Origin of the sequence: Actinopolymorpha cephalotaxi (genome assembly GCF_013408535.1) — a bacterium.
GTDB lineage: Bacteria > Actinomycetota > Actinomycetes > Propionibacteriales > Actinopolymorphaceae > Actinopolymorpha > Actinopolymorpha cephalotaxi.
Map to the genome: position 1 here is coordinate 3,766,853 of NZ_JACBZA010000001.1, position 22,447 is coordinate 3,789,299.

At 70.7% G+C, this 22,447-nt stretch carries 18 protein-coding genes and 1 pseudogene; 10 read left to right on the plus strand and 9 right to left on the minus strand.

The features are described from left to right. Window positions 1-54 precede the first annotated feature (54 nt). Together FHR37_RS16595 and FHR37_RS16600 are read right to left on the minus strand one after the other, a co-directional pair. Entirely contained in the window at window positions 55-1,731 is a 1,677-nt protein-coding gene (locus FHR37_RS16595) for a sensor histidine kinase (RefSeq protein ID WP_092880302.1), read from the minus strand. Next, the gene (locus tag FHR37_RS16600; RefSeq protein WP_092880305.1) at window positions 1,728-2,375 is read right to left on the minus strand and encodes a response regulator; all 648 of its coding nucleotides are present in this window, start codon (window positions 2,373-2,375) and stop codon (window positions 1,728-1,730) included. The genes FHR37_RS16595 and FHR37_RS16600 overlap by 4 nt, the downstream gene beginning before the upstream one ends. A 459-nt stretch (window positions 2,376-2,834) precedes the next feature. On the opposite strand from FHR37_RS16600, the pseudogene FHR37_RS31715 reads away from it, so the two are divergent. From FHR37_RS31715 to FHR37_RS33155, 7 genes and pseudogenes are all read left to right on the plus strand, one after another. Beyond that, window positions 2,835-3,251 (plus strand): annotated as a pseudogene (locus FHR37_RS31715) (GtrA family protein); the annotation flags it as partial. 25 nt (window positions 3,252-3,276) lie between these two features. Further along, entirely contained in the window at window positions 3,277-4,686 is a 1,410-nt protein-coding gene (locus FHR37_RS16605) for a glycosyltransferase (RefSeq protein ID WP_092880308.1), read from the plus strand. Further along, window positions 4,673-6,274 carry an ArnT family glycosyltransferase gene (locus FHR37_RS16610; protein WP_237768533.1) on the plus strand — a complete coding sequence of 534 codons (1,602 nt, stop codon included), beginning with the start codon at window positions 4,673-4,675 and terminating at the stop codon, window positions 6,272-6,274. The genes FHR37_RS16605 and FHR37_RS16610 overlap by 14 nt, the downstream gene beginning before the upstream one ends. A gap of 45 nt (window positions 6,275-6,319) precedes the next feature. Then, a complete protein-coding gene (locus tag FHR37_RS16615; protein ID WP_139238781.1) occupies window positions 6,320-7,750 on the plus strand; it encodes a hypothetical protein in 1,431 nt (476 codons plus the stop codon). Window positions 7,751-7,790: 40 nt separating this feature from the next. Beyond that, window positions 7,791-8,234, plus strand: coding sequence for a hypothetical protein (locus FHR37_RS16620; RefSeq protein ID WP_092880317.1), 444 nt, complete (start codon window positions 7,791-7,793; stop codon window positions 8,232-8,234). Continuing rightward, a complete protein-coding gene (locus FHR37_RS16625) occupies window positions 8,227-10,140 on the plus strand; it encodes a PAS domain S-box protein (protein WP_092880320.1) in 1,914 nt (637 codons plus the stop codon). The genes FHR37_RS16620 and FHR37_RS16625 overlap by 8 nt, the downstream gene beginning before the upstream one ends. 28 nt (window positions 10,141-10,168) lie before the next feature. Then, complete coding sequence (locus tag FHR37_RS33155; RefSeq protein WP_092880323.1) at window positions 10,169-10,873, plus strand: response regulator; 705 nt, start codon at window positions 10,169-10,171, stop codon at window positions 10,871-10,873. A 61-nt stretch (window positions 10,874-10,934) separates the two neighbouring features. Here the strand turns inward: FHR37_RS33155 and FHR37_RS16635 are convergent, their stop codons facing one another. The 5 genes from FHR37_RS16635 to FHR37_RS16655 form a co-directional block, all read right to left on the minus strand. Beyond that, window positions 10,935-11,429 (minus strand): DUF6912 family protein, encoded by a 495-nt coding sequence (locus FHR37_RS16635; protein ID WP_092880326.1) that lies wholly within the window; start codon window positions 11,427-11,429, stop codon window positions 10,935-10,937. 67 nt (window positions 11,430-11,496) lie between these two features. Continuing rightward, window positions 11,497-12,531, minus strand: coding sequence for a patatin-like phospholipase family protein (locus tag FHR37_RS16640; RefSeq protein ID WP_175542306.1), 1,035 nt, complete (start codon window positions 12,529-12,531; stop codon window positions 11,497-11,499). Between the two features lie 36 nt (window positions 12,532-12,567). Continuing rightward, window positions 12,568-14,019 (minus strand): WS/DGAT/MGAT family O-acyltransferase, encoded by a 1,452-nt coding sequence (locus FHR37_RS16645; RefSeq protein WP_092880331.1) that lies wholly within the window; start codon window positions 14,017-14,019, stop codon window positions 12,568-12,570. A gap of 133 nt (window positions 14,020-14,152) precedes the next feature. Next, the gene (locus tag FHR37_RS16650; protein WP_092880334.1) at window positions 14,153-15,457 is read right to left on the minus strand and encodes an AAA family ATPase; all 1,305 of its coding nucleotides are present in this window, start codon (window positions 15,455-15,457) and stop codon (window positions 14,153-14,155) included. Between the two features lie 4 nt (window positions 15,458-15,461). Next, window positions 15,462-16,133, minus strand: a complete 672-nt coding sequence (locus FHR37_RS16655) for a hypothetical protein (RefSeq protein ID WP_139238782.1) — start codon at window positions 16,131-16,133, stop codon at window positions 15,462-15,464. A 406-nt stretch (window positions 16,134-16,539) separates the two neighbouring features. Between FHR37_RS16655 and FHR37_RS16660 the strand changes: the two genes are divergently transcribed. After that, window positions 16,540-16,773 carry a helix-turn-helix domain-containing protein gene (locus FHR37_RS16660; RefSeq protein ID WP_237768535.1) on the plus strand — a complete coding sequence of 78 codons (234 nt, stop codon included), beginning with the start codon at window positions 16,540-16,542 and terminating at the stop codon, window positions 16,771-16,773. A gap of 18 nt (window positions 16,774-16,791) precedes the next feature. Here the strand turns inward: FHR37_RS16660 and FHR37_RS16665 are convergent, their stop codons facing one another. After that, window positions 16,792-17,346 carry a hypothetical protein gene (locus FHR37_RS16665; protein WP_092880342.1) on the minus strand — a complete coding sequence of 185 codons (555 nt, stop codon included), beginning with the start codon at window positions 17,344-17,346 and terminating at the stop codon, window positions 16,792-16,794. Window positions 17,347-17,732: 386 nt separating this feature from the next. On the opposite strand from FHR37_RS16665, the gene FHR37_RS16670 reads away from it, so the two are divergent. Next, complete coding sequence (locus FHR37_RS16670) at window positions 17,733-18,557, plus strand: LysM peptidoglycan-binding domain-containing protein (protein ID WP_092880344.1); 825 nt, start codon at window positions 17,733-17,735, stop codon at window positions 18,555-18,557. 46 nt (window positions 18,558-18,603) lie between these two features. Further along, window positions 18,604-19,212, plus strand: a complete 609-nt coding sequence (locus FHR37_RS16675; protein WP_092880346.1) for an Rv3235 family protein — start codon at window positions 18,604-18,606, stop codon at window positions 19,210-19,212. A gap of 205 nt (window positions 19,213-19,417) precedes the next feature. On the opposite strand, the gene secA is transcribed toward FHR37_RS16675, so the two are convergent. Beyond that, window positions 19,418-22,222, minus strand: coding sequence for a preprotein translocase subunit SecA (secA, locus tag FHR37_RS16680; RefSeq protein ID WP_092880348.1), 2,805 nt, complete (start codon window positions 22,220-22,222; stop codon window positions 19,418-19,420). Window positions 22,223-22,447: the final 225 nt, after the last annotated feature.

Sequence of the window (22,447 nt, forward strand, 5' to 3'; positions counted from 1 at the left end):
CGGACGTAGATGCGTCCGGGACCGCCCTCTGTGTCTGTGCGGTTCGCCGACCGCTCAGGGCCACAGGCCGGTCGGTGCCCGAGCCACGATCCGGGTGCCCTCCCCCGGCGCGCTGTGGATCTCCAGCGTGCCGCCCAGCTCGGCGATCCGTTCCCGCATCGACCGCAGGCCGAGGTGCCCCGGGTAGGAGGCGCCCGGGTCGAACCCCACGCCGTCGTCGGCCACCTCCAGGGTGAGCGCCGTCGGACTGGCGTCCAGGCGTACGAGCACGTTCTTCGCGTCGGCGTGCTTCGCGGCGTTCTGCAGCGCTTCCTGCGCGATGCGGTACAACGTCTGTTTCACCTTGAACGCCCCGGCCGGCTCGTTGCCCAGAACGGCGCGCGTCCGCACACCGTGGCGCACCCGGAACGCCGCCAGCTGCTTGCCGAGCGCGGCCACCAGGCCCTCCTCGGCGAGCGCCTGCGGACGCAGCTCGAAGATCAGTGCCCGCATGTCGGCCAGTCCGGCCTCCGCCAGCTGCAGGACGTAGGCGAGCGGCTGGTCGATCCGCTCGGGCTCCTGACCGATCGACTCCCGCGCGGTGCGGGCGCCGAGCGCGATGCCGTACAACGCCTGCGACACCGAGTCGTGCAGCTCCCGCGCCAGCCGTTGACGTTCCTCCTGCGCGGCCTTCTCCTGCGCGGAGGCAACCAGATGCGAGCTGTCCACGGTCATCGCGGCCTTACCCGCCACCATGGACAGGTACGCGAGGTCGCGGCGGCCCGGATAGGAACCGGCCGGGCAAAGGCAGCACAGCACACCGAGGACGACATCGCGCGACATCAGGGGCACACACACCAGCGCCGTCGTCCGGCGGTCCGCGCCTGGCCTGCCCTCGGGCTGGACGTGCTGGTGCACGATCGGCGCCCTGGAGGCCACCGCGGCCTGGGCGACGTTCGGCGCCGCGCCGGACGCGCCGTCCTCCAGCAACTCGGCCGGCCCGGCGCCGGCGGCCCGGCGCAAGGTGAGGTTGTCATCCAGCAGGTAGATCGCCGCCGCCAGTCCACCCGTGCCGGAGAGGGCGGACGTGCTCAGCTGGTGCAGCGTCCGGGGCAGCGGGTCGGCACCCGGCGCGCCCAGCACCGCCGCCGACAGCTCCAGGTCGGCGCAGCCCCGGTCGTGCTCGACCGCCATTCCCGCTGCCCCGGCGAACAGTCCGACCGTGCGCACGTCATCGGCCCCGAACCGTCGGCCCCCGGCGCCGCCGGGGCTTTCGACGTCGGCCACCTCGATCACGCCGCCGGGGCGCTCCCGGCCCGGTATCGGCACCACCAGCACCGGGCCCGGCACCGATCCCGGCCAGGCGGTCGTCGGTCCGGGTCCGGCGACGACCGCCTCCCGCCGGCGCAGCGCCTCGCCCGCCGGCGAGTCCGCCACCGGAATGCCGGTGCCCACCAGGTCCGGGCGCACCCGGCCGTCGGCCGCCCGGACCACCAGGGTGCCGTCGCGTTCCAGGGTGGAGACCACACAGGCCGCGGCGGCCAGGCCGCGGCGCACACCGCCGGCCACCAGCCGCAGCACCGAGTCCCGGTCGAGCTGCCCGTGCAGCAAGGCGTCGTTGACATCGGCCACGTCCGCCGCGGTTCCGGCCGGCACCGCCCGCGGCGCATCCGGCGTGGCACCGGTGACCCCCGTGACTCCGGTGACCCCGGTGCCCCCGCTGACTCCGCCGACCGCCGTGCGACCGGTCACGCCTGCGCCAGTTCGTGGGTGGACACCAGACCGGTCTGCACCGCGTACAACGCGGCCTGCGTCCTGCTCTGCACGTCCAGCTTGCGAAGAATGCTGCTGACGTACGTCTTGACCGTCTGCTGCCCGATGGACAGCTCGCGGGCGACCTCCTTGTTGGACCGGCCGCGGGCCAGCAGGATCAGCACCTCGACCTCGCGCCGGGTCAGCGGTCCGGGCGCGTTGGTCACCCGCATGTCGCGTACCAGCCGGGCCGCCGCGGCCGGCGACAGGTGGACCTGTCCGGCGGCCGCCGCACGCACCGCACGGCGCAGCCCGTCGGCGTCGGTGTCCTTGAGCAGGTAGCCGATCGCGCCGGAACGCAGCGCGTCCACCACGAGGTGGTCCTCGAGGAAGCTGGTCAGCGCGACCACCTCGACCTCGGGCAGTTCACGCCGGATGGCCGCGGTGGCACTGATGCCGTCCATCACCGGCATCAGCAGGTCCATCAGCACGACGTCCGGTGTGACCTTGTGTGCGAGCTCGACGGCCTCCCGTCCGTTTCGCGCCTCCCCCACCACCTCGATGCCGTCGTCCAGCTTCAGGAACATCATCAGTCCCTGCCGCACGACGGCGTGATCCTCCGCGATCAGCAGACGGACAGTCATCGGCCCCTCCCGCCCCCAGGCGATGCCGCTCCTACCTCCACGGTACGGCCGGTGCAGGGGATGCGAGCCCCGCCGCCGTAGTCCCCCGTACGCCCGGTTGCCAGATCGTCAGCGTACGTCCCGGCACCTCGCGGCCGGGCGGCTTCCGCGGTGGCGGACACCCGGCCACCCGCGGCTGCGCGAATGCCGCGAACCCTCACGGCCCGGTGTCAACGACGCCTTGCGCCGCTACCTCGCCCGGCCCCGCCGGTCCGGGTGCGGCGATGCCCAGGAGGCGGCCTTGTCCGGACTTCTCCTGCCCTGGTGGGCGTTCGCGGTGCCCGTCACCGGGAGGAGGGAGGCCCCGACTCCCCCGAAGGGGGGTGGCGATCGCGGATGGCCGGGGGAGGTGTGTGGCGCTGCGTCAACGGAGGATTGCGATGGACGAACCAAGCGGACCGTCATGGGGGGCGGCGCCTCATGAGCGCCCACGGGCTTTCTCTCACGCGTGCGTACCAGCGATGCTGGCGACGCGCCGCCAGGCTGATCCTCGATCCGAGGGTCTGGCGGTTCTCCGTCGTCGGGCTGGTGGGCGCGGGCGTCAACACCCTTGCCCTGCAGCTCATCCACGGCGTCCTCCGCCTGCCGCTCGTCCTGGCATCGGTGATGGCCACCGAACTCGCCATCGCCAACAACTACGTACTCAACGAGGTCTGGACGTTCGGCTCCAGGCAGGCGTCCCTCCTTCGTTTCACGAAGTTCAACGCCACCGCTCTGGTCGCCCTCTCGGTGAACGTCACGGTCGTGTGGGCACTGGACAGACTCGGCATTTTCTACCTGGTCGGGAACGCCTTCGGCATCGCGGCCGCGATGGGCATCAACCTCGCCGTCAGCGCGACATGGATATGGGGTGGCAAGAAGGATGGAGTCGTTCATCTTCGCGGGCCTGGTGGGGATCTCTCTCCTGCTGAGCGTCCAGGCGGCGCACACCTTGTACCTGATGATCTACACCTGGGACCAGCCGCCGAACGCAAGCAACGCGGCCCCAGAACATTTCGCCGCTCCGGCCCTGTCCTTCACCGCGATTCTTCCGGCTCGGCACGAAGAAGAGGTCATCGCGACGACCGTCGACCGGATCGTGCACAGTAACTACCCCATGCACCTGCTGCAGGTGCTGGTCGTGTGCTCCGCCGACGACACCGGAACCATCGCGGCCGTCCAGGCCAAGATCGAGGAACTGCGCTACGAGGGCATCGACAACGCCTCGCTCGTGGTCTTCGACGACCAGCCGATCAACAAGCCGCACGGCCTCAACTGCGCGCTGCGGCAGGCCCGCGGTGACGTGCTGACGATCTTCGACGCCGAGGACGAGATGCACCCCGACATCCTGCGGGTGGTCAACACCGTGATGGTGCGCGAACGGGTCAACGTGGTGCAGTCGGGCGTACAGCTGATGAACTACAGCTCGAACTGGTACTCGACGTTCAACGTGCTGGAGTACTTCTTCTGGTTCAAGAGCCGCCTGCACCACCACGCGAAGCACGGCTCGATCCCGCTCGGCGGTAACACCTGCTTCTTCAACCGGAAGCTGATGGAGTACCTCGGCGGCTGGGACGAGACCAACCTCACCGAGGATGCCGAGATCGGGCTGCGGGTCTGTGCGATGGGTGAGCCGATCCGGGTGATCTACGACGACCGGTACGTCACCAAGGAGGAGACTCCCCCGACGCTCGGCAGCTTCGTACGGCAGCGCACCCGCTGGAACCAGGGGTTCATGCAGACGCTGCGCAAGGGCACCTGGAAGAAGCTGCCCACCCGGCGTCAACGCTTCCTTGCCTGCTACACCCTGGCCTTCCCGTACGCCCAGGCCATGCTCGGCGTCTACACCCCGCTCGCGGTCGGGATGATGCTGTTCCTGCACGCTCCGGTCGGGGTGGCGCTGCTCTCCTTCATGCCGGTACTGCTGCTGGCCGCGCACTTCCTCACCGCGGTGGTCGGCCTGCACGAGTTCACCGAGGCACACGGCATGAAGCCGAGCCCGGCACTGACGCTGAAGATGGCCCTCACCTGGATTCCGTACCAGTTCGTGATGGCGTACGCCTCGGTGCGGGCGCTGCGCCGGCAGCTGGCCGGACGCGGGGACTGGGAGAAGACCGAGCACGTCGGCGCCCACCGCGGCGCCGTCCCGGACCGGACCCGGCCCGCCGGCACAGCGGACGCGTTCGGCAACCCCGGCGCGGTCCGGGGCTCGCGTGACCCGGGCGCCACCCGGACCGCCGAGATGCCGGCCGCCGACAGCCCGAGGAAGGCGATGCGCAGTGGCAGCAGCTGACGTCGCTACGGCGACCCCCAACCCCGCGCTCCGGGAACGCATGCGGCAGCGGCCGAACCTGTTGCTGCTGATCTCCCTGGTGAGCGGGGCGATCACGCACGCCTACCACACGTTCCTCTATCCGCTGTACATCACCGACGAGGGCATCTACACCCAGCAGGCGTGGGCGGTCCTGCGCGAGCATGCACTGTCGCCGTACACCTACTTCTACGACCACGCGCCCTTCGGCTGGCTGGTGATGGCGGCCTGGGCCAACGTGCTGCCCAACCAGTTCGAGGCGTTCGGCAACCCGATCAACACGATGCGGGTGCTGATGGTGATCGCGCACGTGATCAGCACCGGGCTGTTGTTCGGCATCGTCCGGAGGTTCTGCAACAGTTCGGCCGGGGCGTTCCTCGCCTGCTTCGTCTTCAACTTCTCCCCGCTCGCGGTGTACTACCAGCGCCAGGTCCTGCTGGACAACCTGATGGTGGTCTGGGTGCTGCTGGCGGTGTACCTCATCGCCCGCAACGGCGACCGGGTGGTCACCGCGATCACGGCCGGGCTGGCGTTCGGCCTGGCGATGGTCACCAAGGAGAACGCGGTCTTCTTCCTTCCGGCGCTGGCCTACATGGCCCACAAGTACTCCAAGGACAGCCGCAGCCGGAGGTTCCAGACCAGCTTCTGGTGGTTCGGCGCCGGCATACCGGTCGGCTTCTACCTGTTGTTCGCCGCGCTGCGCAACGAGCTGCTGCCGGCCGGGATGAACTTCGACCTGAACACCCCGCAGACCAAGCACGTGTCCTTGCTGTACACGATCTGGTGGCAGTCCAACCGGACCGGCATCTCCGGGCGGGAGCTGTTCGTCCGGTTGCTGGAGAACTCCTGGATGTCACGCGACCCGATCATCCTGATCGGCGGGGTGATCGCGGTCGTGGTCGTGCTGATCCTGTGGTCGAGGGACAAGTCCCGCACCGGCTACCTCGTGGCGGGGCTGATGGCGCTCGGCTACGGCGTCTACATGGCGCGTGGGAGCGTGCTGCTGGACTTCTACATCGTGCCGATGATCCCGGTGCTGGCGATGAACGCCGGACTGGTGTTCGGCACGCTGATGAAGGCAGTTCCGCGCCCGCTGCAGGTGGCCACGACCACCGCGATCGTGGCCGCGGCGCTGGTCATCCCGGGCGGGTACTTCCTGTCCCACAACACGCAGGGCCAGATCCAGGTCCACGACCTCTACCACCTGCAGGTCACACCGCTGCAGAACCAGCAGGTGGCGTGGGTGCGGGCCAACATCCCGGCGAACGCCCGGATCATCATCGACGACGACATCTGGACCACGCTGCACGACGTGCCGCCGTACTTCCCGCGCGCGCACTCACACTTCAAGGCGGCCTCGGACCCGGCCGTCCGCGACAAGTTGTTCCGGAAGAACTGGGCGAACATCGACTACGTCGTCATGTCCAACAAGATGCGACAGGCCATGGAACGCAACAACACCGGTGGCCAGGAGCAGTGGATGCTCGACGCGATCGACCAGCACGGCGAACGCGTGTGGGACCTCAACCGAGGCAACATCCACCTCTCCGTCTACCGGATCGTCAAGTGACCACCCGCCCTGCTGGGGGGCGCTGGGGTGAAACGGGAGTGAACGATGAACATGTCGAAATGGACCTGGAAACAGATCCTCGTCGTAACGGTCGTCGCGTTGGCCGTCATCTCGATCGCGCGGTCCTTCCTCCCCTCGTCCGGCGGCAAGGGAGACGCCGTCGACCTCACCGGTCAGGGCTCGGGCAGGACCACCGAGGTGAAGGTCCCCGAGGTACGCCAGCCGACGAAGATCGTACGGTTCAACGGCCACAAGGTGCCCGTCGGCGCCGGGCCGGTCGCGGTCCTCAACCCCGCGCTGGCCAAGCCGGGCGGACAGGTGGGCGTCAACGGCTCGGGCTTCGACAAGGGCGCCAGGGTCGACGTCATGCTGTCCACCGGGACGAGCCCGGCCAAGGCCACCGGCAAGGGCAAGGCGAAGGCCGCCGCCACGGCCGCGAACAAGGGCAGGGTGGTGGCCTCCGCACGGGCCAACCGTGACGGCGTGGTCAACGCCAACTTCACATACCCGGTCGGCGTCGCCAACCAGGGCGGCAAGCAGATCGTCACCCTGGCCCAGGTCGGCAGCACGACCAAGGTGGCCAAGGCCCAGCTCGCCGCGCAGTCCGGCGTCGGGCTGATGTCGCTCAGCGACGAGGTGGGAACACCGGGAACGCAACTCCAGGTTGACGCCGAGGGCTTCGCACCCAACGAGCCCATCAGGGTCTACTGGGGCCGGATCTCCGGCGTGCCCAGCTCCATGCTGCGCGCCGACCCGGCGGGCCGGCTGTCCCACGCCTCGCTGCGCGTCGGTGTGGGCGCGGTCGGCCAGAACACCGTGATCCTGGTGGGCGCGAAGAGCAAGACCACGGCGCTGGCTCCGTTCCAGTTGCTGCGGCAGTACCCCATGGTGCTGACCAAGCCGTTCTCGGCCAGGGCCAACCAGACGATCAACCTGACCGGTAAGGGCTTCGCACCGAACGAGCGGGTGCTCGGCTACTTCAACAGCCCGGACGGCACACCGGTGATGACGATGCGGGCCGCGGACAACGGCACCATCGGCGGAGTCGGCTTCAAGGTGCCGTACGGACTGTTCGGCCGGCAGTCGCTGGTCTTCGTGGGTGAGCAGTCCCGCGCGTCCACCAAGACCGGGTTCCTCGCCCAGAAGTACCAGCCGAGCGTGCGCACCAGCACCTGGGGCGGGCTGCCGGGCACGATGCTGAACTTCTACGCGAAGGGCTTCGCACCGAACGAGGCGGTCCACGTCTTCGTGCAGGGCCAGCTCGTCGCGGCGTTCCGCGTCAACGAGAAGGGTTCCGCGCTCGCCGCCGGCACGTACACGATCCCGGCGGACGCACAGAACAAGGTGGTCTTCAAGCTCGTCGGAGCACGAAGCCAGGGCGCGGGAACCGCCACGGTCACCGTCGACAAGTCCGAGGGCAAGGTGCAGTTGCCTCCGCAGAAGAGGTACCGGCTCCCCGCGGACCTGAAGTACTGAGCTGACGGAGCAGCACCGGGCATGAGGGAGGTGCGTCGGCATGACCGACGTCTTCGGGCCCAACACGCGCGGGGTACTCCACCTGATCTCGCACCTCAACCGCGTCGGCGGTGCGCAGATCGACGAGGTGGTGGCCGCCTGGCGGCGGCAGTCCCGGTCCGAGCGGGCGCTGGCGTGGGCGTCGCTCGGGCACGGGACGACCCCGGCCGAACGCCGGGCGATCCTGGACGCCGCGGTCCAGGCCCGGCGGGACGCGATGGCCACGGCTCAGCGCCACCAGCGCACCGAGTGGGCGTTCTGGGCCGCCGCGTGGGACGCCGCCGCCGCGGTCGCGGCGGGTGACCGGATGGAGGAGGAGAACTACCGCGTCCTGATCGAACCGCTGTCGGCCGCGCTGCCCTGGTTGCGCGACCGGATGCCCACCCGGTTGAGCCGGTCCGGCCTGCAGGCCACGATCGCCTCCTTCGGGGGCCGCGATGCCTGAGCAGTCCGTCCGGGTCGTCATCGCAGACGACGACCGCGCGCTGCGCGACGCGCTGGCCGACCTGATCTCGCTACAGCCCAACCTGGAGCTGGTCGGGCAGGCGGTGAGCCATCCCGACGCCGTACGCCTCGCCCTGCGGGACCGGCCGCGGGTCGTGGTGCTCGACGTCCGGATGCCCGGCGGCACCGCGCAGGCCAGCGTGCGGTCGATCCTGGACGGCAGCCCGACCACCGCGGTGCTCGTGCTGTCGGCGTACGAGGATCCAGGCAGCGCGGTGGACGTGCTCGCCGCCGGCGCCAGCGGGTATCTCGTCAAGGGCATCCCCGACGAGGAGATCCTGGACGCCATCACCCGGGCGTCCCGCGGTCAGCTGAGCATCTCCGTTCCGCTGGCACGGGAGTGCATCCAGGTGCTGCGCCGCAACCTGGAGAACGAACGCCGTACCGGCGCGGCCACCCTGCAGAACGCCAACACCCTGCGCCAGCTGCTGGACCGGGTGGGCGCGGCGGCGGTCCTGGTCGGCCCGGACGGCACCATCGAGACCGTCAACGCCCGGGTCCAGGAACTCTTCGGCTACCGCCGGATGGAGGTCGTCGGCGAGCCGATCACCAAGCTCGTTCCGGCGTCGGGGTACGGCGAGCCGGCGGACGAGGTGATCCACCGGCTGCTCGGCCGCGGCGGCGGCGAGGAACAGGCCGAGGTGCACTTCACCGCGTCCGGTCGCCGCAAGGACGGCAACACGTTCCGGGTGGAGGTGTCGGCCAGCCCGATGGCGCACGGACATCGCGGCGTCGCGGTGTTCCTGCGAGACATCACCGACCTCAGCCTCGCCGAGGCGCAGTACCAGCAGCTGTTCGAGTCCTCACCGGACGCCACCCTGATCGTGGACAGCTCCGGGGTCATCCGGCTGGTGAGCGCGGCGGCGGAGCAGATGTTCGGCTTCGCCCGCGAGGACCTGGTGAACCAGTCGGTCGACGTGCTCCTGCCCGACCACCCGGTGACGATCTACCGCCGGGAGACCGACGTACCCCCGCACCGGGCCGGCGAGCCCACCGCACCGGAGGGGATGGAGCTGACCGGGCGGCGCCGGGACGGCACCGACTTCCCCGTCGACGTGAGCATCGCCTGGATCCGGACCGAGGACGGCCCGCGGGTGATCCTGTCCGTACGGGACATGACCGAGTCGGCGGGATCGCGCGCCGTCCTCGAACGCAGCGTGGAGGCCCTGCGCGCGGCCGGGCAGGAACACCGGCACGTCCTGGTCGACCTGGTGGGCGCACAGGAACGCGAACGGCTGAGGATCGCCGCCGGCATCCACGACGACAGCCTGCAGGTGATCACCGCGGCGGCCCTGCGCCTGCAGCAGCTCCGCCGCCGGTTGCGCGACCCCGAGGACCTGCGGGTGCTGGCCAAGCTGGAGGAGACGATCCGGCTGGCCGCCGACCGGCTCCGCCGGATGATCTTCGACTTCCGCCCGCCCGCCCTCGAGCAGGAGGGGCTGATGGCGGCGGTGAACGTCTACCTCGAGCAGCTGCGCGCCGAGACCAGCCTGCGGTGCGTACTGGAGAGCCGGATGGAGGTGGAGCCGCCGCAGGAGACCCGGGTGCTGATCTACCGGATCGCCCAGGAGGCGTTGATGAACGTACGCAAGCACGCCCAGGCCGGGGAGCTCCGGGTCCGGCTCTCCGACGTCGAGGACGGCGTACTCGTGGAGATCATCGACAACGGCGTGGGGTACAACCCGCTCGAAACGGAAGCCAAAGCGGGGCATCTGGGACTGACCCTGATGCGCGACCGGGCCGAGATCGCGGGCGGGTGGTGCCGGGTGGAGAGCGCGCCCGGGTCCGGGACTACCGTGGAGTTCTGGGTCCCGCGGGAAGCGGGAATGACCGGAGGCGACCAGTGAGCGCGAAGCCGCGAACCAGGCACGGCCGGTGAACGCCGAGCCGGAGTCCGGGCCCGTTCAGGTCCTCATCGTCGAAGACCACCAGGTCGTCGCGGAGGGCCTGTCCGCGTTGCTCGACGAGCACCCCGACCTGCACGTGCAGGGCTGGGCCCCGACGGTCGCCGACGCCGCCCGCTCGGCCGAGCAGGAACGCATCGACGTCGCCGTCCTCGACTTCTGGCTGCCCGACGGCAGCGGCGTGGACGCCGCCGCGGGTATCCGTCAGCACCGCCCCGAGGCCGCGGTGGTCTTCGTCAGCGCCGACGACAGCGACCAGGCGATGATCGCCGCGATCGAGGCCGGGGCGTCCGGCTACCTCATCAAGACCGCGAGCGGTGAGGAGATCGTGGACGCGGTGCTGCGGGCGTCGGCCGGGGAGATGCTCATCCCCGCGTCGAAGCTGCACGAGCTCCTCAGCCGCAGCCGCGAGGCGACCCGCGAACGCAGCGACCGGGCGCAGGCGCTGGCCAGCCTCACCACCCGCGAACGCGAGATCCTCGCGATGATGTCCAAGGGCCTGGACAACCGGGAGATCTCCGCCCGGCTCAACATCGCCTACCCCACGGTGCGCAGCCACGTGCGGAAGGTGCTGGAGAAGCTCGGCGCCCGGTCGAAGCTGGAGGCGGTGGTCAAGGCGGCCGCGGCCGAGGAGCCCGAGGGCGCGCACGTCGAGGACGAGTCCCCCACGGACTGACCGGCGTACGGCTGTACGGCTGCAGGACCGGCGTACGGACGTCCGTCCCGCGGCGCCGGCGTCACTCCCGCAACAGGCCGGCGATCTCCTGCCGGGCGTACCACAACAGCTCCCGGCCCTCGGCCTCGTCCACCGCGAACCCGGCGTCCTCGTCCCCGGCGTCGGCCGCGGCGACCGCCTCGGCCGCCGTGGCCACGACCTCCGCGGCCGCCACGTCGTCGACGTGCACGGCGGCCACCTTGTCCATCGGGATCGGCGCCTGCACCACGACCGCCGCGCGGTCACCGGACCGGTCCGGAAGCACCAGCCCGTCCGCGGCGTCGGCGGCCACCACCACCCGGCGGCGCGGCGTGTCCGGGTCGAGGCTCAGCCGGCGCAGCGACTCCCGGGCGGCCGCCATCGTCGCGGCGTACTCGAGCTCCTCCAGGTCGCCTTCGGCGTACCACTCCCGAAGCTCCGGGGTGACCGCGGCGGCGGCCAGCGGCGGCGGGCCGAAACCGCCCTGTGCGACGGCGCCCGCCAACTCGGTGAGGGTCACTCCGAGGTACACCCGCATGCGCTGCGTCCTTCCTCTGCGCCGTCCGCCCGGGGTCTGTCCGGGTTGTACGGACGAACGTAGCGGGTCAGGACCGGTCGCGGCGCTTGGCCTCCGACGCGTCGGCGCGGCGTTGCAGGTCGCGGTGCTTGCGGACGGGGCGGCCGTTGGACCGGGTGGTCCGCCGGCGGCGCATGCCCTGCATCGCGAGCCGGCTGGTGCGCATCGAGGTCTCCAGCACGTCCAGCCGGCGGTGCTCGTCCATCGGGTTGGTGCCGAGCTTGGTGAGGTCCTCAGCGGACGGGGCGATCACGGTGACCTTGGCGCCGTCGGCGCGCAGCGCCTCGACCTCGCGGTTGAGCTGGCGGGTGAGCGAACGCCGCCAGTGCTGCAGCATCCACATCGACGGTCCCATCGACTCCGGGGACGCCATCCAGGCCAGCGGCGCGAGGACGAACACCTCGTCGAGCCGGTGCCCGACCGCGAGGTCGACCGAGGCGATGGAGGACGTACCGCCGTCGACGTACACCCGGCCGCCGATCTCCACCGGTGCGAACCAGCCGGGGATCGCGCAGGAGGCGGCCACCGCCTCCGACGGGGTGGTCGGGTGCTCCGCGTCGACGCCCAGGGCGACCCGGGCGCCGGCGTGGTAGTCCATGGCGACCACCTTCAGGTCCGGCTTGCGAGGCCATTCGGGGACGATGCCCCCGACCAGCCGGAGGAGTTCCTCCACCGAGCCGCGGCCGCGCGGCACCAGGCCGGCCAGCACGACCGGCGCGCTGAGCAGCCGGCGGTCACGGACCACCGAGGCGAGCAGCCGAGCCGAGCCGACCCCGGGCCAGGGCGTGGGCGGGCGGCCGCCGAACGCGTAGTCGAAGTTGACGTCGTTCAGCAGGCTCCCGTCGAGCACCTCACCGCGCTGGTGGGCTCGCTGCTCCTCAGGGGTCACTCCGGCGGCGAGCAGGGCCGCGACCACGGAACCGGCGGAGGTGCCGAGCAGGAGGTCGACCTTCGTCGCCCTGATCCCGGTTTCCTCCTCCAGCGCACAGAGTGCGCCGATCGTCCAGGCCGCGCCGAGGACGCCGCCGGCACCGAGAACCAAGCCGCGTCGTGGGCCACTCATGGCGACCTCCTCACCCTGGCTCCGCGTCCTCATCTTTCAGTGTGCCTTTCCCCGCCGACGATCGGGCTGACTTGGCGGGGGCTCAACCAGGCCATCGGTGTCGACCAGGTCAATCAACTCGGCCAGGGCATCGGGGATGCACTGCGCGAGCACGTCCAGGTCGGACATCGCGTCGCGGTCGGCGTTCAGGCCGAAGCACACGACCCCGTTGTACGACGTCAGGCCGATGGCCAGCGCCTGCCCCTTGGCCAGCGGGACGACAGGGTAGGTACCGGTCATCTGGGTCCCCGCGACGTACAGCGGGCTCTGCGGACCCGGGACGTTCGTGACCACCAGGTTGAAAATACGCCGGGACAGCGAACTCGCCACCCGGGCACCCATGGCGTGCAGCGTCGGCGGGGCGAAGCCCGCCATGCCCGCCAGCGCCCGCGCCCGCACCGCCCGGCCCGTCTCCTGGTGGGCCTTCATGGCGTACGACACCTGGTGCAACCGCATGGCCGGACTGCCCTCGCCGACCGGAAGGTCCACGATGTACTCCGCCACCCGGCTTTGTCCCTCACCGGTGAGCACGCTCATCGGCACCAGGGCCCGCACCGACGTGGTCGGCGCCACCCGCACGCCCCTGGTGAACAGCCACGACCGCAGCGCACCGGCGATGGTGGCGAGGACCACGTCGTTGACGTCACCGCCCAGCCGGGCGCGGACCGCGCGGTAGTCGTCCAGCGAGGTGTCCACGGTGGTGAACCGCCGCTGGGAGCTGATCGGCACGTTGAGCGGGCTGCCCGGCGCCGGCCACGCGGCGGTGCTGAGGGCGGTGACCAGGCTGCCGGCGGCGCTGCCCACCCCGCGCACCAGCCGCCCGCCGGTCAGGGGCAACTCGGCGACGGTGTGCCGGGCGGTCTCCAGCAGGTCGGTCGGCCGGGACACCGCGGAAGCCACCGCCCCGGCGAGGAGTTCCAGGGACGTCGGCTCCGGGCTCGGCACCCAGTTGTCGGCCGGGGCCTCCGGCGCCTGCGGCTGCGGGTCCAGCACCACCTGGCCGATGTCGACGGCGCTTACCCCGTCGATGACGGCCTGGTGGGTCTTGGACACCAGCGCGAACCTGCCGTGTTCCAGGCCCTCCACGAGATACATCTCCCACAGCGGGCGCTCGCGGTCCAGCGGCCGGCTCATCAGCCGGGCGACCAGCTCGTGCAGCCGGTCGAGCGTGCCCGGACGGGGCACCGCGGACCGGCGTACGTGGTAGGTGAGGTCGAAGTCCTCGTCGTCCACCCACACCGGATTGGCGAGGTTGCCGGGGACGCGGCGGATCCGCTGCCGGTAACGCGGCACGTAGGCCAGGCGTTCGCGGACGAGCGAGAGCAGGGTGTCGTACCCGAACCCGTCCTCGGGTGTGTCGAACACGCTGACACTGCCCACGTGCATCGGCGTGGTCGGTTCCTCGAGGTAGAGGAACGACAGGTCGAGCGCGCTCAGCCGGTCCGGCATCGGCGTACCTCCCGATTCGTCAAGCTCCTCCGCGTGCCACCGGGTCATCGTGACACGCCGGCAGACCCGATCGCGGGCCGGACCGCCGCGGCACGCGGGCCGGCGCTCGGGACCTGTCCCGGGTCGTGCCGGCCTAACGCCTGCGCGCCCGCCGGCGCTGCTTGGGCATGGTGATGCCCATCAGGTCCGCGGCCAGCACCCGCAGCGGGACGCGGGCGGGCGACTTGGCCGCCACCTCCGACAGGGTGCGGCCCTGGGCGAGCGCGGTGTCGAAGGAAACCCGGTCGTAGGGAACGCACACCACCGAGTCGATGCCGACGTAGCGCCGCAGCGCCTCCCGGATCTGGCTCTCCGCGTCACCGCCGACCGGCCCCTTGCGTACGCCGTTGACGACCACCCGGATCACCGCGCCCGGCACCGCCTCCCGCAGCTCCTCGATCCCCCGGATCAGCCGCTGCAGGCCGATCGGATCGGCGGCGCCGACGGCGACAACGGTGTCGCAGAGCTCCAGGGTGGTGAGGGTCGCGCCGTTGCGGCGGGGCGCCGCGGTGTCGAAGGAGATCTCCTCGTCCTGTTCGAGGCTGAACCCGCAGTCGACCACGATGGCCGCGGCGAGCTGGCGGGACAGGTCCCAGACCTGCTCCAGTGCGCTGGCCCGCAGCTCCGGCCAGCGGTCGGCACGCTGGATGCCGGTGAGCACCCGCAGCCTGGGCAGCACCTCCCGGGCGTGCCGGGCGAGCGCGGGCAGGTCGAGGGTGCCGTTGTTGGCGGACCGGCAGGCGGCGGCGAGGCCGGGGGCCTCGTCGAGCAGGCCGAGGGTCTGGGCCACCACGCCGCCGTAGACGTCGGCGTCGGCCAGCACGGTGGGTACGCCGAACAGTGAGAGCTCGGTGGCCAGCGTGACCGCCACGGAGGTCCGGCCCGGCGCACCGGTGGGTCCCCAGACCGCCAGCATCTGTCCGGTGCCCGTACCGGTTTCGTACGCCGGCACCTCCTCCGCCGGGGGCAGGGTCGGCATCGACCGGTGCGGGTCGGACATCGCGAACTCCGCGACCGGCACCGGCCCGGCGGTCTGGGTGACCTCGACCGCCTCGGCCACCGCTCCGGCGAGTACGTCGGCGGGGGCGTCGGCCGGGACGACCCGGCTGATGCCGAGCCGGCGCAGCCGGTCCTCTCCCGCCAGGTCGCCCGGCGTCACCACGCCGACCACCGCGACGCCCCCGGCCATCAGCCGGGCCACGGCGTCACGGTCGAGCCGGCGCAGGTCGGCCGACAACAGCACGGCGCGGGCCTGCCCGGACTGGGCGGTGGCGAGCACGTCGGGCAGGTCGACGCAGCGCCGGACGACGTCCAGCCCGAGCGAGCTGCGCTCCAGCGCCGAAACGAGGTCGGACTCCCACTGTGCGCCGGTGACGGCGGTGAGAACGGGAAGGCTCACGATGTCACCTCTTCGGTGCGACGTGCTTGACGAGGACGGCCCTGCCGCCGGAGACGTCGCCGACGAACTGGTCGAGGGTGAACCCCTTGCTCATCTGGTCGAGCGCCACCCGGACGGTCGCGCTGGCGTCGCCGCCACCGCTGAATCCGCCGCCCGAGGGCAGGTCGACGACGATGACGTTGCTGGCCGCAAGGATGCCCTTGTCCGGACGGAACTTGTCGTCGTTGGCGCGGACGACGTAGATGTCGACCCGGTCGCCCTTGTGGATCGACGTGGGCAGGCCGGCCGCGGTCACCGGGATCGGGGTGTCCAGCAACTGCTCGTCGGCGTGGTCGGTCCAGGCGTCCCGGGGAAGGAACTCACCCGGCCCCACCTCACGGACCATCCGGGCACCCTCGGGGATCTGCGCGGTCGCCGAGACGTAGCGGTCGGCGTCCGTCTGGCTGGTGAAACGCACCTTCCGGGCCACCAGCTGGCTCTGGGTGAGCGTGGTGGTCGGCGCGAGAGTCACGTCGTCCTTCACCGCCCAGACCTCGGCGGTCTTGTCCGACTGCGCGATCACCCGCGCGCCGAGCGCCATGGACGCGAGCACCAGCAGGATGCCGAGAAAGAGCTTGGGGTCGAGCCACCGGGGCCGCGACTGCCGAGTGGCCTTGGGCGACGGCGCATCCGACAAGAGTTCCTCCGGGGTCATGGGGTGCCGCGACGTCAGGTGGACGCGAACGCTGGTGCGGGCGCCGGCCGGCGACCAGTCGCCGGTCGACTGCCGGCGAGACGCCGACCAGAACAGTACGACACCAATTGTCCCGGACGTACGGGCACACCTGCTCCCGAAACGGGCGCACCTGTGGACAAGCCCCGGGCTCGTGGCCGCCACGCACCCCGGACCAACCCCCCTCCGGGCAGGGCACGGTGACCTGAACCGGGCAGAAGTCGACCGAACCCACCACAGGCGTGATCAGTTCGCCACGGAGTGGGGTAAGGGAAGTGGGAACGCTCCCATGGACCTGTGGACAACCGAACGCAACCGCAAGCAAACACGTGGCAGACTGACAAGGCATCAAGCCCGGAAGGAGAACGCGTTGCCTGGCACGACAAGGTTCCTGCAGCTGGCCGATGTTGCCGAAGTGCTCAACATCTCGTCCGCGCAGGCCTACGCGTTGGTGCGCAGCGGCGAGCTTCCGGCGATCAAGATCGGCGGCCGGGGCCAGTGGCGGGTCGAGTCGACCGCCCTGGAGACCTACATCGAGCGGATGTACTCCGAGACCCGCGACTTCATCACCACTCATCCCTACGGCAAGGCCGAAGAGGTGTAGGCGGACCCGTTCTGCTGCTCACGAACGCCGTACGAACGAGACCCCACCGAACGGCACCGTTCGCACTCCCTTGACGTCGCGAGCGCGGCGAATCTCCGCCGGGCCGTGCTCGGCCATCTCGAAGAAGTCCGCACCCACCCGGTCGATCGTTCCGGTGACCGTCGTGGAGTCGCGCAACGAGACCGCCACCGACGACCGGTCGCGCGCCACACCACGCAACGCGTGGCCGAGCGTCAGTCGCGCCGCGACCTTTCCCTCGCTTCCCGGCGCGGCGGTGAGGTTGCCGAGCCCGGTGATGCCGGTGATGGAGTCCAGCGGCATCAGCACCTCGAAGCGGAAGTCCTCCGCGACCAGCAGCCAGTCCGCACCCACGCCCGAGACGTGTCCGGCGACCTTGCCGCCGCCGAGGGTGAAGACCGTCACCGGGTGACCGAACGCGGGTCGCAGCCGGTCGACCAGGCGGAACAACGCGACCTCGCGGCGGGTCCGGTCGGCGACCTCGGACGCGAGTTCGGCCGCCTCCAACTCCTCCATCTGGGAGTCGAGGTCGGCGAAAAGACTTTCCCAGCGCACGCGCCCCACCGTACTTCCTCGGCAGCCGGTGAAGATCGCGACCCGGCCGGCTCTCCTGATCTCCCGTCCGACGTGAACGCGGCTCAGTAGAAGCAAACGAAGGCAAACGGCATCAAAGACGTCTCAGTGGGATGGAACCGAGGCTCGCGGAGGCGGTCGCAGCAGGGTGCGGCACTCCGATCCGGGTGTTTTTTCCGAACAATCCCCTGCCCGCACCCGCGCCACAGTCAGCCGAATCGGCAGGCGAACGCCCAGGTCAGAGCCCCAATGGCCGAGGTGGATCGCGACCAGGCCTCAACTCGGCCACCGGCAAGCGTGTTGACATCCCAGCGAACCGCAGAGTATGAAAGCAAACGCAAGCAAACGAATGCTTCGGAGGCCAAGTCATGCGGATCGTCCGCCGGGTCGTCTCGCCGATCGGCGTGCTGCTCGCCTTCCTCGCCGGCGCCTGGGCCCTTCACTGGCTCACCGCCGGCAGCCTGACGGCCGTGCGAGACGGCGCCCTGACGTTCGACGCGCTTCTGGTCTTCGTCGTCGCGGTGCTCGCCTGGGCCTGTTTCGCCTGGCTGGCGCTCGGCACCGTGCTGATGGCGCTGTCGGCGCTGCCCGGCGCGATCGGCGCCGCCTGCGGCTCACTGGCCGAACGCGTCACCCCGGCCTTCTACCGGCGGGCGGCTCGCGTCGCCCTCGGCCTGTCCGTGGCCGCCGGGCCGGTGCTCGGATCGCTGCCCGCCAACGCCGCCACGGTCGACCAGCCCACCCAGGCCGCCGCGGCCGCGCAGATGCTGCCCGGGCTCGACCGGCCCGGCACCATCGACAGCCAGCTTCCCGGCGGAATCCAGCTTCCCGACCTCGACCGCCCCGGCGGCACGAACATCCGCGACGCCCAGCTCCCCATGCCCGACCGCCCGAGCTCGGTGAGCTCCGGCCGGATCGGGTTCGACCGGGCCGGGCTGCCCAACCCCGACCGGCCCGCGACCGCCGACCCGGTCACCCGGGCACCGGTGCGCGGCGCCGACTCCCAGCAGCAGGTCGTCGTCAAGCGCGGGGACAACCTCTGGAACATCGCCAAGCAGCATCTGCCCGAGAACGCCGGCAACGCAGAGATCAACCGCGAGTGGCACCGGTGGTACGACGCCAACCGGCAGGTCATCGGGGACAACCCCGACCTGATCCAGCCAGGTCAGATTCTCACTCCGCCCCAGTCCTGACCGCGGCTCGACCACCACACCGCTCACATCGATCGGGGGACCCACGATGATCGCAACCCAGCAGCACCTGCCGGCCGCGAGGGAGACCGTCCGGCCGTTGCCCCGCCGGATTCCCACCCCGTCCACCGAGCCCGCCTACGACGACGAGCACGCGGCCGACCGGGCAGGCGGCCCACTGACCCACGGGTCGCTCGCGCTCGATCTGGCCGTCGCCGACCGGACGGCCACGGCGACCCGCCACCTCAGTGTCGTCGGCGGCCAGAACGCCCTCCGCGAGCGCGACGACCCGTTCTTCGCCCCGCAGCAGACCCCGCGGGTGGCGCTGCCCGACCCTCGGTCGTGGTCGGGACGGTTCGTCCAGGCACTGGTGGAGGTGCTGGCCGGTGACCGGCCGGCCAGCCAGCTGCTGCGGTGGACCAACCACCGGGTCTACAACGACGTCCTGGACCGGGTGCGGGCGCTCTGCCCGCCCGGCACGGCCCCGCGTTGCGACCGCGGCCGGGCGATGGTCCGTTCGGTGCACGTCTGCGAACCCCGCGACGGGGTCGCCGAGGTGGCCGTACACGTCAACCACGGTGGACGGTCGCGCGCGGTCGCCGTCCGGCTGGAAGGACTGGACGGCCGCTGGCGGTGCACCGCGCTCCAGCTCGGCTGACCAGCCGTCGCACCACCCATGAGCCCGCCGGCTCCGATGCACGGGGGAACCACCCAAAGGCATCGGGGCCGGCGGTTCCATGTCCGGTGATGTCAAGCCTGCGGCGCAGTGCTCGCCGGCGAAGCCGAACGCCGCGTACCCCGCACTCCGAATCGGAGTGGATGGGTACGCGGCGTTCGGTCGAAGCGTCGCGGAGCCGGTCGGCTCAGTCGGTCATCCGGGCGCGGGCCTTCGGGTCACCGTGGCAGCGCTTGTACTTCCGGCCGGAGCCGCAGGGGCACATCGCGTTGCGCGGCGTCCCGGCGTAGTCGAGGTCCGCACCGGAGCCGTTGCCGGTCACCCTCCCGCCGGACTCGCTGCGTTGTTCCACGCCGCCCTCGCCGTCCACCGTCGGCGCGGTGTAGTTCAACCGGCTCGGCCGCTGCGGTGCGGACAGGCCGCGAGCCACCACCTGCGGGTGATCCTCGACCTCCGCGGCCGCCTCCGCTTCGGTGGCGACCTCCTCCGCGGTCGGCTCGGCGACCTGCACCTCGAGGTTGAACAGGTAGCCGACGGACTCCTCCTTGATGGCGTCCATCATGGCCATGAACAGGTCGTAGCCCTCACGTTGGTACTCCACCAGCGGGTCGCGCTGGGCCATCGCCCGCAGCCCGATCCCCTCGCGGAGGTAGTCCATCTCGTAGAGGTGCTCACGCCACTTGCGGTCCAGGACCGACAGGATGACCCGGCGTTCGAGCTCGCGCAGCACCTCGGCGCCGAGCTCGCTCTCCCGGCGGGCGTAGGCCTCGTGGATGTCCTCGCGCAGTCGCTCGATCAGGAACTCGCGGCTGACCCCGCCGCGGCCGCCGCAGTCCTCCTCGATGTCGGCGACGCTGACCCCGACCGGGTAGATCTGCTTCAGGTCGGTCCACAGCTGGTCGAGGTCCCAGTCCTCGGCGTACCCCTCGGTCGCGCCGGTGACGTAGGCCTCGACCGTGTCGTCGAGCATCGGGCCCACCTGGTCGTGGACGTCCTCACCCTCGAGCACCCGCCGGCGCTCGTCGTAGATCACGTGCCGCTGGCGGTTGAGCACGTCGTCGTACTTCAGTACGTCCTTGCGGATCTCGAAGTTCATCGACTCGACCTGCGCCTGCGCGGAGGCGATCGCGCCGGTGACCCGCTTGTTCTCGATCGGCATGTCGTCGGGGATCTTCAGGCTGGTGAGCACCCAGTCGACCCAGTCGGACTTGAACCGCCGCATCAGCTCGTCCTCGAGGGAGAGGTAGAAGCGGCTCTCCCCCGGGTCGCCCTGCCGGCCGGACCGGCCACGCAGCTGGTTGTCGATGCGCCGGGACTCGTGCCGCTCGGTGCCGAGGACGTACAGGCCGCCGACGTCGGTCACCTCGTCGTGCTCCGCCTGCACCAGTTTCCGGTGCCGCTCGAGGGTCGGGCCCCACGCCTTTTCGTACTGCTCCGCGTGCTCCACCGGGTCGATGTCGAGGTCGCGCAGCTCGGCGTCGGCGAGGAACTCCGCGTTGCCGCCGAGCATGATGTCGGTGCCGCGACCCGCCATGTTGGTGGCCACGGTGACCGCGCCCTTGCGCCCCGCCTGGGCCACGATCGAAGCCTCCCGGGCGTGGTGCTTGGCGTTCAGCACCTCGTGCGGGACGCCCCGCCGCGTCAGCAGCGACGACAACAGCTCCGACTGCTCGACGCTGGTGGTGCCGACGAGGACCGGCTGGCCCTCGGAGTGCCGCTCGGCGATGTCGTCCACGACCGCGCCGAACTTCGCGTCCTTCGTGCGGTAGACGAGGTCGCCCTGGTCGGCCCGGACCATCGGCTTGTTGGTCGGGATGGGCACCACGCCCAGGCCGTAGATCTTGTTGAACTCCGACGCCTCCGTCATGGCGGTACCCGTCATGCCGGAGAGCTTGTCGTAGAGGCGGAAGAAGTTCTGCAGCGTGATCGTGGCGAGAGTTTGGTTCTCGTCCTTGATCGGCGCGCCCTCCTTGGCCTCGATCGCCTGGTGCAGGCCCTCGTTGTAGCGGCGGCCGTGCAGCATGCGGCCGGTGTGCTCGTCGACGATCAGCACCTCGCCGTCGACGACGACGTAGTCCTTGTCCCGGGTGAACAGCTCCTTCGCGCGGATCGCGTTGTTGAGGAACTGCACCAGCGGGGTGTTGGCCGCCTCGTAAAGGTTGTCGATGCCGAGGTTGTCCTCGACCTTGTCGATGCCCGGCTCCAGCACGCCGACCGTGCGCTTCTTGATGTCGACCTCGTAGTCGACGTCGACCCGCATCCGGTTGACCAGCCGGGCGAACTCCTCGTACCACTTCGAGCTCTGCTCGGCCGGACCGGAGATGATCAGCGGCGTGCGCGCCTCGTCGATGAGGATCGAGTCGACCTCGTCCACGATCGCGAAGTGGTGGCCGCGCTGGACGCACTCGTCCAGGCTCCAGGCCATGTTGTCGCGCAGGTAGTCGAACCCGAACTCGTTGTTGGTGCCGTAGGTGATGTCGCACGCGTAGGCCTCGCGGCGCTCGGCCGGGGTCATGTGCGCCAGGATCACGCCCACGGACAGTCCGAGGAAGTGGTGGATGCGGCCCATCATCTCGCCCTGGTACTGCGCGAGGTAGTCGTTGACGGTGATGATGTGCACGCCCTCGCGGGGCAGCGCGTTGAGATAGGCGGCCAGCGTGGAGACCAGCGTCTTGCCCTCACCGGTCTTCATCTCGGCGATGTTGCCGAGGTGCAGCGCCGCGCCACCCATGATCTGCACGTCGAAGTGACGCTGCTTGATGGTGCGCTGGGCGGCTTCCCGTACGGCGGCGAACGCCTCCGGCAGGATGTCGTCGAGCGTCTCGCCGTCCGCGAGCCGGCTGCGGAACTCGTCGGTCATGCCGCGCAGCTCGGCGTCCGTCATCGAGTGGAAGTCCGCTTCGATGGAGTTGACCTGTTTGGCGATCGACTGCAGCTTCCGGAGGGTCTTCCCCTCACCGGCGCGCAGGATCTTGTCGAGCAGGGCAGGCACGGACTCTTGACTCCTCGTCGTTGCGGTGTCGACTACATTCCGTCAGAGGTTGTGTCGCAGGTGTTGCCTCCAACACCCGCGACGCGCCTTCGGCCATGGTAGGCGACGCTCACGGCCACGGTAGGCGACGGCCGCCGCCGTGCCGCACCCGCCCGCGTTCGCGCCGGACCGCGTTTCCCCGACTTACCCCACTTTGCCCTTCCCGGCTTCTTTACACCAGGATCG